Below are 13,305 nucleotides of genomic sequence, written 5' to 3' on the forward strand. Positions count from 1 at the left end.
CAAACTCTTCACTTAAAACTACATGATCCGAAGATCAAAATTTAAAGCTGCAGATGATTGATGCTGGCAACGTATCGCTTGCTTTAAAACAATTAATAGTTGCTTGATCAAACGTCTGCAAGATGGACAATCATCCTTCCTGCAGGCGCCTTCACAAGATACCTGCGCATACTTTCAAAGATCCGGGGAAGTGGCCTCAGCGCCGTTCCCGTGTGCTGCGAAGTTTCCTTCGTAGCGAGCCGCCCATTATAGCCGGCTTTTCCGCTTCGTCAACACCTTTTTTCAAGGCCGTCTCACCGGAGTGGACGTTGTTGCCGATGCCGCTTCGTCGTTGGACCCGAAGGCCTTTCGTCGTTGCGAGCCGCCTATTATGCCGGACTTTCCGAGTCCGTCAACACCTTCGTTCGATCAACTCGTTCGCCGGTGATGGCGTTGCTGATCGCGTGCCGTTTCCGAGGAAGCGATGCGTTGCAGCAAGGGGGCGAATTCTAGAGATCCTGCAGATTTCGTCAAGGCTTTCTTTTCATGGTGATGACAGAAGCGCCGCGACTTCAGGCATGACGTACGCTCGAAGATCACTGCGGCGTTGCCCGCGCGTTGCGCGGTCAACGCCGCAACGGCTATCAATGCACGGATGCAACAAGGAGAGACGGCAATGAACATGCAGGTGCGGCAAGCATGGTGGCGCGACCTTTCAGTGCCGGCCGTGGTCGCCGGCTTCATCACCGTGCTGGTCGGCTTCGCCAGTTCCGCAGTGATCGTGTTCCAGGCCGCACAGGCTGTCGGTGCCGACCAGGCACAGATCGCCTCATGGATGTGGGCACTGGGACTGGGCATGGGTGTCACCTGCATCGGGCTGTCGCTGCGCTATCGCGTGCCGGTGGTGACCGCATGGTCGACACCGGGCGCGGCGATGCTGGTGGTCGGTGCTGGTGGCGACTCGCTCGCTGAAGCCACCGGCGCATTCCTGCTCGCTGCGGTGCTTGGCATGCTGGCAGGCTTCTCCGGGGTGTTCGCACGATTGATGCAGCGGGTGCCGATGGCGCTGGCCGCCGGCATGCTGGCCGGCGTGCTGCTGCGCTTCGGGCTGGACGTGTTCGTGGCCATGAATTCCCAACTGGTACTGGCACTGGCAATGTTCGCCACCTGGCTGGCGGGACGCCGCTTGTTCCCGCGCTATGCGGTCATCGCCACACTGCTGGTCGGCATCGCGATCGCAGCCAGCCGTGACCTGCTGCACGCACAGCAGGTGCAGCTGCAGCTGGCGGTGCCGCAATGGGTGACCCCGTCCCTGTCCTGGACTGCGGTAGCCGGCATCGCCCTGCCCCTGTTCGTGGTCACCATGGCCTCGCAGAACATCCCCGGTGTGGCAGTGATGCGTGCCTCCGGCTATGACGCGCCGGTGTCGCCTCTGATCGGCTGGATCGGCGTGGTCAATACATTGCTGGCACCGTTCGGTGCCTACGCACTGAACCTGGCCGCGATCACGGCCGCGATCTGCATGGGCCGTGATGCGCACGAGGATCCGGCACGGCGCTACACCGCCGCCATGGCCGCTGGGGCTTTCTATATTGTCATCGGGCTGTTCGGTGCCACCGTGGCCGCCCTGTTCGCGGCTTTCCCAAAGGAGCTGGTGGCCTGCGTGGCCGGTATCGCGTTGTTCGGCACCATCGCCAACAGCCTGGCCAGTGCGCTGGCAGTAGAGCAGGACCGCGAGGCGGCACTGGTCACCTTCCTGGTCACCGCCTCCGGCGTCTCACTGGCCGGCATCGGTTCGGCGTTCTGGGGCCTGGTGGCCGGTGCGCTGTGCCTGCTGGTGCTGCGGCCGCGTCAGGGCCGCTGACCTGTCCTACCCCGCCAGTGCGGCGCCGACGGTGCTCAACACCACCGAGATGACGATGGCGGCCAGTGTGGCGACCACGCTGGTGCCGCCGCGTGCGGTCAGCTCGCTGCGCAGCCGTGCGTCATCGCCGCCGCTGACGGCACGGGCTTGGGCGATCAGGCGTTGGCAGTGTGCCAGGTACCAGGTGTTGCCATAGGTGCCGGTGGTGACGCTGAGCGCGATGGTGATGACCAGCGACACGCCTTCGGGCACATCCAGCAAGGTCTCCACCACGCTGATCAGCAGCAGCAGGCCGACCCACATTGCCGCCAGGCGGTACATCCTGCGGTACATCATCCAGATCGGGCCGAGCAGGAAGGCCGGCCAGTGCCAGGTTCCACTGGCGGTGGCAATGCCCTGATCCAGCCGCCAGCGCTGGCGATAGATCGGGAAGTTGCCGCCGACCACGCTGGCGTACAAGGCCATCTCGCCCTCCAGCCCCGCGGCGGCAGCCGTATCCGGTGCAGCGGCGGGGGCTCGATACGGATCGGACGGATCGCCGACACTTGGCGCAACGACCTCAACCGGTGGGGCTGTGTCGATATCCGGAGCCGGCGCCATCTCGATGGGCGTTGAATCCTGTTCCAGCTCCGCCAAGGGGCGCCACGAGGGCATGCCTTCGCGCCACAGCAGCGTGCGTGCCGTCACCGTGCCATCCTGCTGCAGGCGACGCAGGGCGGCCAGGTCCACCGGTCCTTCGCTCTGCCTGCTGTTGGCGTACCACCACTGTGCGTCCTGCATGAAAACATCCTTGCTGCGTTGATTCGTTACCGGGTTACCGGTGTCCACGGTGCCGCGGACAATGTCTGTGACAGCACATGGCTGCCGCCCGGCGGCAGGGTCACCACGTCGGGTCCGGCGTTGGCCGCTTCCAGGCAGACGTAGTCGCGCCAGCCCTCACCCACATCTGCCATCTTCGCTGCAGCCTCGGCACCGGGATTCCACGCCACCAGCGAGCGGCTTCCTTCCGTACGGATGTCGATGCGGCGTTTCAGCACCGGATCACGCAGGACATAGTGACCCTTGGCCTGCGTGTAGATGCGGTCGCTGCGCCCGGGATCACGGGGATCGCGCAACGTCCAGGCGCCCTGCTGCCGACGCGGCGTCGCATAGTTCTCGAACTTGTCCAGATAGTCCAGTCCGTCCACGCCGTCCACATCCACCGCGCTGGCATCACCCACGCGGAAATAGTTGTGCAGCGCCTGGGTGATGCTGGCAGGGGAACTGCCGACGTTCTCGGTGATCAGTCGCTGGGTCAACTGGCGGCCTACACGCACAGTCATCCTCAATCGCAGGTCCAGGCTCTGCAGCACCGGGGGTGCCAGCGTGAGCTCGATGCTGCCGTCGTCCAGGCGACGGGCCTGTTGCAGTTCCCACGGCACGGTACGGACGAAACCGTGGGCGGGCACGTCGTTGCCCTGGCCTTGGCGGCCGAAGTACGGCCAGCAGACGGGGCTGCCTCCGCGGATCGGCGTGGGCAGTTCGGCGCGCCGGGGGGACAGCCACATCAGATCCGGCTGGCCCTTGGGCACGAAGGAAAGCAGCTGGCCGCCAAACACACTGATGGCCGCGCTGGCGTCGCCGGTTTCCACCAGCCAGGCATCGAGCCCCTGGTACTGCCCGCTGCGTACACCCTGGATCTGCTGCACGTGGGATCGACTCCGTATGGCCGGCGATTGCACGGCACTGTAGTTGCTGGGAAGCATGAAACGCGTGGGCACCGGTGCAGTGCGCGGCGCGTTCTGCAGAGTGCGAAGGATACGCTGTCCCGCGCGCCCATCTGCGTTGGCCCAGCCCAGGCGCTGCTGCTCGACCTGGATAGCGCGACGCGTGGCCGTACCGATCATGCCGTCGGCGCTTCCGATGTCGTGGCCGCGGGCCAGCAGCAGGGTCTGCAGCTGGCGGCGCTCATCGCGGCCGATACCGGGATCATCGGTCGGCCAGGCCGTGGCCAGGCCCGTGCCGCCACGCAGCTGGTCGGCCAGCGTGGCGATCGCCAGCGCGTAGCTTTCGGCAGCGTTGTAGCTGTAGATCGCGTCGTAGTTGCGGAACACCAGCAACGCAGGGCCCTTGCCGCCCGCCGGCAGCAGCAGGGCCGCGCGCGCGTCGGCAGGCAGGTTGGCCGGGGCCAACGCGCTGCCATCCAATGCGGTCACACCTTGCGCACGCCAGTCGGCCAGCGCCCGACGCTGGGTGCGCCCGGCCTGGCTGGCGTCGAAACCGGGCGGGATACGCACTTCCATGCCCCACGGCTCTCCGCTGCGCCAGCCGGCGCGCTTGAGGTAATTGGCGGTGGAGGCCAGCGCATCGGGAATGCTGCCGACCAGATCGCGGCGGCCATCGCCATCACCGTCCACGGCGATGCGTGCATAGGTGCTGGGCATGAACTGCGTATGCCCGAAGGCGCCGGCCCAGGAACCGGTGAGCCCCTGTGCCTGCAGGTCGCCGCGGTCGATCAACTTGAGCAGGGCCAGCAGCTCACCACGGAAGAAGGGCTGGCGGCGGCCGGCACAGGACAGCGTGGCCAGCGACTGCAGCAGCGGGCGCTTGCCGAACACACGGCCGTAGTCGCTCTCCACGCCCCAGACCGCGACGATGGTGGCCGGATCGACGCCGTACTGGGCCGACACCCGATCAAGCAGGGCCCGATGCTGCTGCAGCAGGACGCGCCCATCGTCCACGCGCTGGCGATCGACCAGCGCGGCCAGGTAGTCCCAGATCGGCGTGGTGAATTCCGGCTGCGCGTCGAGCAGGCCGAGCACGCTGGGATCGGGGGTGAGCCCGGCGATAATCCCATTGAAGCGGTCGGCACTGATGCCCTGGCTGGCGGCTGTCGATTGCAGGACGGCCAGGCAGCGGCTGAAAGCGGCATCGCTGCTGGCCGCAGGCGCTGCTGTCGAAGCGGGTGCCGCGGCGAGCACGGCCGCCAGGCCGAGCGTGGTCAGAATGGGCATGGCGTCCTCCGTGTTGCCGTTGCAGGGCCATCTTAGGCGCAGCGTAGGCGAACCTGAAGCAGCGCGGGCTGGCGGCGGCTAAAGGGCGCGAAGCAGGCGCAGGCCATAGGCCGGGCTTTCAGCATCCCAGCGCCGCACGACCTGCAGGCCCGCTGGCAGCAGCAACGCTTCGAAGCTGTCGTCGGTGTACTTGTGGCTGTATTCGACGCGGATCGGCTCGTCGGCCTGGAAGTGGAAGGTGCGGCCATCCAGACGGACGTCCTGTGCGCGCTGGCTGACCAGATCGGTTTCGATGCGCAGCCGCGCGATGCTGTAGCGGGCGCGGTGGCGGAAGCCGTCCAGATCGAAGTCGCTGCCGATCTCGCGGTTCAGGCGCGCCAGCAGGTTGAGGGTGAATGCAGCAGTGATGCCCTGCACATCGTTGTAGGCGGCTTCGATCAATGCCGGGTCCTTGTGCAGATCGATGCCGACCAGGGCCAGGCCATCGCGGCCCATGGTCTGCCGCATCGCGCGCAGCAGTGCGACGGCATCCTCTTCGACGAAATTGCCCAACGTGGAGCCCGGGAAGAACAACAGGCGCCGCGCAGGCTCGCGTTCCGGTGCCGGGACGGCGACCGCGCGGGTGAAGTCGGCACAGACCGGCAGCATCTCGACGTCCGGCAGCGCCGGGGCCAGATGGTCGATGCTGGACAGCAGCGCGGCGCGCGAGATCTCGATGGGGGTGTAGGCCACGGGGTCCTGCAGTGCCGCCAGCAGCAGCGCGGTCTTGCGGCCACTGCCGCTGCCCAGCTCCACCACATGAGCATGAGGACCGACGCTGCGGGCGATGTCCGGCAGCACCCGCGCCAGCAGCGCCAGCTCGGTACGCGTGGGGTAGTACTCGCAGGTCTGCGTGATCTGCTCGAACAGGCGTGAGCCGCGTGCATCGTAGAAATACTTGGATGGCAGCTGGCGCGGTGTGCGCGACAACCCGGCCACCACGTCGGTGAGGATCTGCTGGCGGCCGGGGGTGAGGTCGGTCAACGCCTGCAGCGCGTCGTGCACGGTGCTCATGTGAGGTCCCTGGCCAGGCGCAGTCCGGAGAACTGCCAGCGCGCCGGCGGCATGAAGAAATTGCGATAGCTGGCGCGCACATGGCCCCGTGGCGTGACGCAGCTGCCGCCGCGCAGCACCCATTGGCCGCACATGAACTTGCCGTTGTACTCACCGAGGTTGCCCGCGAAAGGGCGGTAGCCGGGATAGGCGCCATACGCGCTGTGAGTCCACTCCCAGACATCACCGAACAGCTGGCGCAGGCCGCTGCCCTGCCCCGCCTGCGGGTGCAGGTGATCGTCATCGGCAAAGTGGCCCCGCACCGCCTGAGACGCGGCGGCGGCCTCCCACTCGAACTCGCTGGGCAGGCGTGCCCCGGCCCAGCGGGCACAGGCATCGGCCTCGAAGTAGCTGAGATGGCAGACCGGCGCGTGCGGATCCAGCTCGCGCCAACCGCCCAGGGTGTATTCGCGCTGCAGGGTGTCATCCCAGTACAGCGGGTGCTGCCAGTCCTCGGCTTCACGCAACGCCCAGCCTTCACTGAGCCACCAGCGCGGTTCGCGGTAGCCGCCGGCATCGATGAAAGCACGGTACTCGGCATTGCTGACGGGACGTTCGGCCAGAGCATGTGCCGGCAGCAGCACGCGGTGCGGCGGCGATTCGTTGTCGTAGGCAAACGCAGCGTGCTGCGGCCAGGCTGCAGCGCCGACGGTAACGATGCGCTCGGGTGATTCGATCCAGCCCTGTGCACTGGCAGCGCCAGGGGGGGTGGGCAGGTCCTCGCGGTAGGCCGGCTGCAGCGGATTGCACCAGAACGCGTGCTTGATGTCGGTCAACAACAACTCCTGATGCTGTTGTTCGTGCTGCAGGCCCAGCTGCAGGTTGTGCAGCGCGTGTGGGTCCAGGTCACCTGCCGATAGCCGCGACTGCACCTGTGCATCGACCTGCTGGCGATAGTCATGCACCTGCTGCAGCGAGGGCCGTGAGAGGAGGCCGCGCTGCGGCCGGGCATGGGCGGGGCCGATACTCTTGTAGTAGCTGTTGAACAGGTAGTCCCATGCAGGGTCATGTGCAGGCGCAGCCGGGAAGCCGGCCAGCACGAAGCGTTCGAAGAACCAGGTGGTGTGGGCCAGGTGCCACTTGCTGGGGCTGGCATCGGCCATGCTCTGCAGCATGGCGTCCTCGGCGCTGAGCGGGCCGGCCAGTTGCATGCTGCGCGCACGCACGCGTGCGAACTGGTGGGCGAGATCGTGCTGCGGGGCAGCGACGGCGGCGGGTACGCTGTCCATGCCGACAGCATCGGTGCCGGCGGGTGAGTGCGATGTCATGGTCCGGCGTCACTTCGTTCACATGGATGGGCCTGCCGCATTCAAGAAGCCGCCCCGAACGCCGCTAACGGCAATGCTGCGGCCGCGTCGTCACCGCGCTGGAATTCCTGATTGCCCCTGCATCCGCTCCGCCAGCCTGCGCACTACCTGTTCGTGCTGCCCGCCGTGCTGGTTGCCGTGGTGCTGTGGGCGGCGTTGGGCAACGAAGACGTGGCCAGTCCGGCCTAACGCGTTCTGCCCTGGCTGCTGGCCTGCCTCGGTGCCGGCCTGGCCCTTCTCTACCACCAGGTGCGTGCGCTCTGCCTGCTGTTGGTGGTGGCAGTCATGTTCGCGATGCTGCACCAGGATGTCGGCGGCTACCTGCGCAGCGGCCATGTCAGCGCGCTGACACCGCTGCGCTTCCATGCCATCTCGGCGTGGCTGCCGTTGCTGTTCGCCGGCCTGTCGTTGTGGCCGGAGCGTGGGCGGCGCAGGCACGACCTGCTGTTGCGCTCCGTCGCCAGCAGTACGGCATTGCTGATCTTCCTGCTGCTGGCCGCGCAGCAGCCGCGCGGCATGCATGATCTGCTGTCGAACCGTCATTGGGCGTGGATCCCGGCCGACTGGAACGCGCTGGCGCAGCTGCCGGCGCTGCTGTTCCTGCTGGCCACGGCGGCGCAGGGTTGGCAGGCATGGCGGCATCCGCGGCCGCTGCACACGGCTATGCTGCTGGCGCTGCTGTGCCTGTGGTGGATGCTGCCGAGGGTCTTCCTGCAGCCGGTGCTGCTGCCTGCGCTGGCCAGTGCGGCCCTGCTGCTGATGCTGGGCGCGATGCTGCAGGAGTCGTTCCACATGGCGTTCCGCGACGAACTGACCGGCTTGCCGGGGCGCCGCGCCTTCAATGAGACCCTGCAACGGGCGCGCGGCACCTACAGCATCGCGATGGTGGACGTGGACCACTTCAAATCGTTCAACGACACCCACGGCCACGACACCGGCGACGACGTGCTGCGCCTGGTGGCCTCGCGGCTGGCGCGGGTCGGTGATGGTGGACGTGCGTTCCGCTACGGCGGCGAGGAGTTCGCGGTGGTGTTCCTGGGCCAGCCGGCCGACGCCTGCATGGATGCCGTGGAAGCCTTGCGGCAGAGCATCGAGGACACCCGCATGCAGCTGCGCGACCGCAGCACCCGCAGCCGCGACGATGACGCCGGGCGTCAGCAACGCGGGCGCGGCGGCAGCGGCCCGGTGGTGCAGGTGACGGTGAGCATCGGCCTGGCCGACAGCCTTGTGGACCCGCGCCCGGCAGCGGTGGTCAAGGCCGCCGACCGGGCGCTGTACGCAGCCAAGGACGGCGGCCGCAACCAGATCCGGGCGAACGCCGGACAGCGGGATGAGGCTCAGACTGCGTCGAGGTAGTACCAGCGACCGTCGATGCGCAGGAAGCGGCTGTGTTCGGTCATCTTCACCGCGCTGCCGCCGCCTACCCGGTAGCGGGCGGTGAACCTCACCTCGGCGCTGTCAGCGCCGGTGACGGTGTGCTCATGGACGGTCAGGCCCAGCCAGTGCGTACGCTGCCCGGGCGCGTCATCCAGCGACAACTCGACCGGACGCGTGTCCGGATGCCAGCTCTGGCGCAGGTAGCCTGCCAGGCCCCGCACGTACGCGCTGTAGCGCGAACGCATGAGGCGTTCGGCGTCGGGGACGGTGTCGCCGGCATGGAAACGGCCACAGCAGGCGGCGTACTCCGCGGGTAGCCCGCAGGGACAGGGATCGGCAGGTTTTCGGCTCATGCGCGCATTGTCGCGCGGGGCGCCGCCAGCATCCATCGGCGAAGGGCGTATGCTGTCGCGCCCCCACCTTGATTGATCGCCGTGCTGGAACTGGTTCCCCCCGAGTTGTGGTGGCTGGTGGTGATCGCCTTCATCGCCGGTCTTGTGGATGCCGCCGTCGGTGGCGGTGGCCTGGTGCAGCTGCCGGGACTGTTCACGGTGCTGCCGCAGCAGACACCGGCGATGCTGTTCGGCACCAACAAGTTCAGTTCGATGTTCGGTACCGGTGCGGCTGCCTGGCGTTACGCGCGCAACGTGCGTTTCCCGTGGAAGCCGGTACTGTTCGCGGCTGGTACCGCCTTCATCTTCTCCTTCGCCGGGGCCACTGCGGTAAGCCTGCTGCCCAAGGACGCGGTGCGCCCGCTGGTGCTGGTCCTGCTGATCGCGATGCTGGCCTACACGCTGTGGAAGAAGGACTTCGGCGCGTTGCACCGGCCACAGGAGATCGGCCGCCGCGAGCTGGTGATCGCACTGGCGATCGGTGCGGCGATCGGCTTCTACGATGGCTTCTTCGGGCCGGGCACCGGCAGCTTCCTGATCTTCCTGTTCGTTCGCTTTTTCGGCCTGGACTTCCTGCGTGCGTCGGCGGCGTCGAAGGTGGTGAACCTGGCCACCAACGTGGCGGCGATCTCGTTCTTCGTGCCGACAGGCAACATCCTGTGGCTGTTCGCGCTGCCGATGGCCGCAGCCAACATCATCGGTTCGGTGGTGGGCACGCGCCTGGCGTTGAAGGGCGGCACGCCGTTCATCCGCAAGCTGTTCGTGGGGCTGGTGGTGGTGCTGATCGCGCGGATGGCGTGGGACACGTTCCGCGGTTCGTGAATGCGGTTGCCGGCCAGCGGCCGGCACAGCCGGGTCGTGAACCCCGCCCATGGGTGGTGCCGGCCGCTGGCCGGCATTCCCCATTCGATCGGCCGGGTCAGGCCTCGGCTTCTTCCGGTTCGTTGGCCTGCTGGCGACTGCGCTCGGGCAGCTTCAGGCGCTTGCCTTCTTCGTCGTACTCGATCAGCAACACCCCGGAGTCGTGTCGGCCGCTGATTTCGACGAAGCAGGCGCCGCCGATGAACGGTTCAAGCGTCATCACCGACTTCAGCGGGGTGGCGACCACCATCTGGAAGCCGAAGTTGTCGAAGATGTTCATCGCCAGCGCGGTGAACTCGTTGTCGGCCTTGTCGAAGGCCTCGTCGAGCACGACCGCCGCGTAGCTGGGCAGCTGGCTGTCGGCGCCGCCGAGCTGGTAGCGCAGCGCTGCCGCCAGGCAGGTGGTGGCCAGTTTCTGGCGCTGGCCACCGGACTTGCCCGCGCCACTACGGTAGATCTCGACCTGCTGGCGCGTTTCCGCATCCAGCTCGACGCCGATGAACTCCACGTGCATGCGCACGTCCAGCACCAGCTCGCGCCAGCGCTTGTCCTCGCCTTCCTGCGAGCCCAGTCGGTTGACCAGCTGGCGCAGCACGGTGAACTGCGATTCGGCCAGTTCACGCTGCTCGGTCTGTTGCTGCGACAGCACCTCGCGCAGCTGCAGGTGGAACTCGGCGACTTCCGGCAGGCGGCGGTCGCTCAGTTCGATGGTCAGCAGCGTGCCACGGTTGAACGGCACCTGCTCCAGGCTGGCATTCACTTCATCCAGGCGCTGTCCGATCGACTTCCGGGCTTCGGCGCTGTGGCGCTGCAGGGCCAGCAGGTTGTTCTTGCTCTGGTTCTGCAGCAGATCGAAGAAGCGCTCTTCGTGCTGCGGCAGGCCATCGCGTTCCAGGCGTTCGAGGCGGGCGAGGAAGTCCTCGGCCGAGGCCACCGAGACGGTGAAGTCACCCGACTCCTCCGGCCACTGCTGGATGAAGCGGCGGAAGCAGCCGATCAGCTGGTTCTCGATGCGGTTGAGGTCCTGCTGCGAGGACGACAGCTGCTCGTTCAGCGCGTTGCTGACCTGGCGCATGTGCGCTTCGAGCGTTTCCAGGCTGAGCGGACCCTGCTCCTGCAGGCGCTCGGCAAGCCCGGCCTCCTGCTCCTGGGCCAGGCTCGGCAGCACCAGTGCACGGCTCTGCTGGCGGGCGCGATCGAGACGGTCGCGCTCCTTGACCAGCTGGCCGCGTTCGACGCGAACGTCCTCATAGGTGCGGCGTGCCTGTTCGATATCCGCACGCACGGCGTCGATCTGCTTGGCCAGCCTGGCGAGATCGGCGTTGCCTTCGCGCAGGTCGCGCAGGGTGGCTTCGATATCGCTCAGGCGCTGCTGCGGAGCGGCGATGTCGATCTCGTTCCAGCTGATGCTGACCAGCTCGTGGCAGGCCAGGCGGCGTTCGTTGTCGCGGTCACGTTGCCCGCGCAGGCGCGCGATGTCGGTCTCGCAGCTGGCGATGCGCTTGGCCAGTTCCTGGGCTTCGCGCTCGAAGGCACCGACCTTGTCGTGGTTGTTGAAGCCGAGGATCCAGCGGCGGCGGTCGCCCACTGCACTGCGGTCGTCCTTCTCGAAACGGTCACCTGGATGCTTGACCTGGCCTTCGCGGGTGATGCCGCGGTCGACGTTGCGCAGTTGCTTGGCATCCACGCATTCGTAGTCGAAGCGCTTGCCCAGCTCCCGGCGCAGCCAGCTTTCGAACACATGCTCGCGCAGTTCAAGCTTGTGCAGCAGCGATTTCGCCGAGGGTTCGCGCGCGAACGCATCATCGTTGCGGCGCACGCGGTAGTAGGTGAAGCGCATGCCCAGGTGAGTGCGGTTCACCCACTCGGCAACATCGTTGTAGTGCTTGTCGTCGACCAGCAGCGACAGCGCGAAACCGCCCAGCACGCGCTCGATGGCACCCTGCCAGCCCTGCTCTTCCGCGCGGACCTGGATCAGTTCACCTACGAACGGCAACGCTGCCTCGGCGATGCCGGTCTCTTCGGCCAGGCGCGCACGCAGCTTCTGCATCGGCGCCGGGATGTTGGACGGTGTGCGCTGCATCGCTTCGAGTTCGGCACGGACCTCGCCGAAACGGCGCTCGTCATCGCGCTTGCCACCGAGGCGATCACTGATCGCATCGTCCAGTGCCGAGGAGGCACGCTGGCGATCCTGCAGCTCGTTCTGCGCGCGCTCGACCAGTTCGGCGAAACCGTGCGCGTCGTCCGGCAGTTCGGCCCCCAGCTGCTGTGCCGCCTGGCGTGCCTGCTCGCGCTTGGCCTGGCGCCGGTCGCGCTCAGCTTCGGCACGACCCTGCTCGCGTTCCAGTTCCTCGATGCGCTCACCGCCCTGCTGGCGGCGCTGCAGCTCCAGTTCGGCCAGTCGCTCGGTGTGATTGTCCAGTGCGGCACGGCGCTGGGCTTCTTCGCCAAGCAGGCCGCGGTCACGCACGTCCATCTCGCGCAGGCGCGCTTCGATCAGCGCCTGGCGGCGGCTCTCGCGGAAGCTGTCGACGCCAAGTTTCAAGGCTTCGTCGTCACCGCGCCGGCGGTGCATTTCCTTCAGGTCGTTGTAGTAGGCGCGCGCCGGCAGCAGGGTTTCCACCTGGCGGCGGGCGGTGACCACCGCCTGGTGTGCGCCATCAAGCTCGGCGAAATCGCTGACCAGGCGCTCGGCGGCGTCGAAGGTCTTCGGCGTGTCGAGCATGAAGTCGCGCAGGAAGACGTTGAGGTCTCCCAGGTTCTTCGCCGACTGCGTCTTGTGCAGCAGGCGCAGCGCCATCTCGTTGTCGATGCCGAGCAGGTCGCGGAAGCGCTCGGCGTAGCCGGAGAAGGTGTCGAAGTGGTGCAGGTCGGACAGCTTCTGCTTGAGCTTGCGCAGGTCCAGGTCGAAGCCGCCGAGATCCTTGGCGATGTCGAACGGGCGCTCGGCGATCATGTAGTGCTTGCGCACATCGCCGGCCGAGGTGCCGTTGCCGGAGATCCAGAGCAGGCGCACCAGGCTGACCACGCGGCCATCGCCGGCGCGGTATTCCAGCACCAGTGCGGTCCAGGTGGCGCCTTTGCGCAGGTACTGGGTGGCGATTTCGCCGGTGCCGCTGTCCTGCTGGTCAGCCCACGCGCCACGCACGTAGGACACCAGGTTGCGGTCGCGGCCGCTGCGCTCGGCTTCACGCGCAGCGGCGTTGAAGTCGACGATGGCCGGCGGCGTCAGCAGCGCGGACATGGCATCGAGCAGGGTCGACTTGCCCGAGCCGGAGCGGCCGACAAACAGGAAGCCGCGCTCGGCGATCGGCACTTCGGTCAGGCCGTTGAAGGTGCCCCAGTTGTGCACCTGCAGGCGGCGCATGCGGAACTGCTGCAGGCGCGGGTCCGGCAGGCCTTCGTTGAACAGTGCGGGAGTGTGCTTGGAGATAGCCATG

10 protein-coding genes are annotated in these 13,305 nt (G+C 67.1%); 3 read left to right on the forward strand and 7 right to left on the reverse strand.

From position 1 onward, the window contains the following. Positions 1-408: 408 nt before the first annotated feature. Complete coding sequence (locus G370_RS1000000121495; protein ID WP_125437961.1) at positions 409-663, reverse strand: hypothetical protein; 255 nt, start codon at positions 661-663, stop codon at positions 409-411. Between G370_RS1000000121495 and G370_RS0100005 the strand changes: the two genes are divergently transcribed. After that, positions 656-1,843, forward strand: a complete 1,188-nt coding sequence (locus G370_RS0100005) for a benzoate/H(+) symporter BenE family transporter (protein WP_019658758.1) — start codon at positions 656-658, stop codon at positions 1,841-1,843. The genes G370_RS1000000121495 and G370_RS0100005 overlap by 8 nt on opposite strands. A gap of 6 nt (positions 1,844-1,849) precedes the next feature. On the opposite strand, the gene G370_RS0100010 is transcribed toward G370_RS0100005, so the two are convergent. From G370_RS0100010 to egtB, 4 genes are all read right to left on the reverse strand, one after another. After that, entirely contained in the window at positions 1,850-2,623 is a 774-nt protein-coding gene (locus tag G370_RS0100010; RefSeq protein ID WP_019658759.1) for a DUF2628 domain-containing protein, read from the reverse strand. Between the two features lie 26 nt (positions 2,624-2,649). Then, complete coding sequence (locus tag G370_RS01000000120535) at positions 2,650-4,836, reverse strand: lytic murein transglycosylase (protein ID WP_227852623.1); 2,187 nt, start codon at positions 4,834-4,836, stop codon at positions 2,650-2,652. Between the two features lie 78 nt (positions 4,837-4,914). Beyond that, a complete protein-coding gene (egtD, locus tag G370_RS0100020; protein WP_019658760.1) occupies positions 4,915-5,889 on the reverse strand; it encodes an L-histidine N(alpha)-methyltransferase in 975 nt (324 codons plus the stop codon). Further along, entirely contained in the window at positions 5,886-7,157 is a 1,272-nt protein-coding gene (gene egtB, locus G370_RS0100025) for an ergothioneine biosynthesis protein EgtB (RefSeq protein ID WP_019658761.1), read from the reverse strand. Before egtB ends, egtD begins: the two co-directional genes overlap by 4 nt. Positions 7,158-7,520: 363 nt before the next feature. Here egtB and G370_RS01000000120540 point away from each other — a divergent pair, with 363 nt between their 5' ends. Then, the gene (locus tag G370_RS01000000120540) at positions 7,521-8,591 is read left to right on the forward strand and encodes a GGDEF domain-containing protein (protein ID WP_245541191.1); all 1,071 of its coding nucleotides are present in this window, start codon (positions 7,521-7,523) and stop codon (positions 8,589-8,591) included. On the opposite strand, the gene G370_RS0100035 is transcribed toward G370_RS01000000120540, so the two are convergent. Continuing rightward, a complete protein-coding gene (locus tag G370_RS0100035) occupies positions 8,573-8,965 on the reverse strand; it encodes a YchJ family protein (RefSeq protein ID WP_026346891.1) in 393 nt (130 codons plus the stop codon). The genes G370_RS01000000120540 and G370_RS0100035 overlap by 19 nt on opposite strands. A gap of 81 nt (positions 8,966-9,046) precedes the next feature. Here G370_RS0100035 and G370_RS0100040 point away from each other — a divergent pair, with 81 nt between their 5' ends. Further along, positions 9,047-9,826, forward strand: coding sequence for a sulfite exporter TauE/SafE family protein (locus G370_RS0100040; RefSeq protein WP_019658763.1), 780 nt, complete (start codon positions 9,047-9,049; stop codon positions 9,824-9,826). A gap of 97 nt (positions 9,827-9,923) precedes the next feature. Here the strand turns inward: G370_RS0100040 and G370_RS0100045 are convergent, their stop codons facing one another. Further along, positions 9,924-13,304, reverse strand: coding sequence for an ATP-binding protein (locus G370_RS0100045; protein ID WP_019658764.1), 3,381 nt, complete (start codon positions 13,302-13,304; stop codon positions 9,924-9,926). Position 13,305 lies beyond the last annotated feature (1 nt).

The sequence above is a fragment of the Stenotrophomonas hibiscicola ATCC 19867 genome, assembly GCF_000382065.1.
Classification (GTDB): Bacteria; Pseudomonadota; Gammaproteobacteria; order Xanthomonadales; family Xanthomonadaceae; genus Stenotrophomonas; species Stenotrophomonas hibiscicola.

Bases quoted from the DNA above. Each gene is read 5' to 3' on its own strand.
- G370_RS0100005 (WP_019658758.1), top strand. From the start codon at position 656: ATGAACATGCAGGTGCGGCAAGCATGGTGGCGCGACCTTTCAGTGCCG.
- G370_RS1000000121495 (WP_125437961.1), bottom strand. From the start codon at position 663: ATGTTCATTGCCGTCTCTCCTTGTTGCATCCGTGCATTGATAGCCGTT.
- G370_RS0100010 (WP_019658759.1), bottom strand. From the start codon at position 2,623: ATGCAGGACGCACAGTGGTGGTACGCCAACAGCAGGCAGAGCGAAGGA.
- G370_RS01000000120535 (WP_227852623.1), bottom strand. From the start codon at position 4,836: ATGCCCATTCTGACCACGCTCGGCCTGGCGGCCGTGCTCGCCGCGGCA.
- egtD (WP_019658760.1), bottom strand. From the start codon at position 5,889: ATGAGCACCGTGCACGACGCGCTGCAGGCGTTGACCGACCTCACCCCC.
- egtB (WP_019658761.1), bottom strand. From the start codon at position 7,157: ATGGACAGCGTACCCGCCGCCGTCGCTGCCCCGCAGCACGATCTCGCC.
- G370_RS01000000120540 (WP_245541191.1), top strand. From the start codon at position 7,521: ATGTTCGCGATGCTGCACCAGGATGTCGGCGGCTACCTGCGCAGCGGC.
- G370_RS0100035 (WP_026346891.1), bottom strand. From the start codon at position 8,965: ATGAGCCGAAAACCTGCCGATCCCTGTCCCTGCGGGCTACCCGCGGAG.
- G370_RS0100045 (WP_019658764.1), bottom strand. From the start codon at position 13,304: ATGGCTATCTCCAAGCACACTCCCGCACTGTTCAACGAAGGCCTGCCG.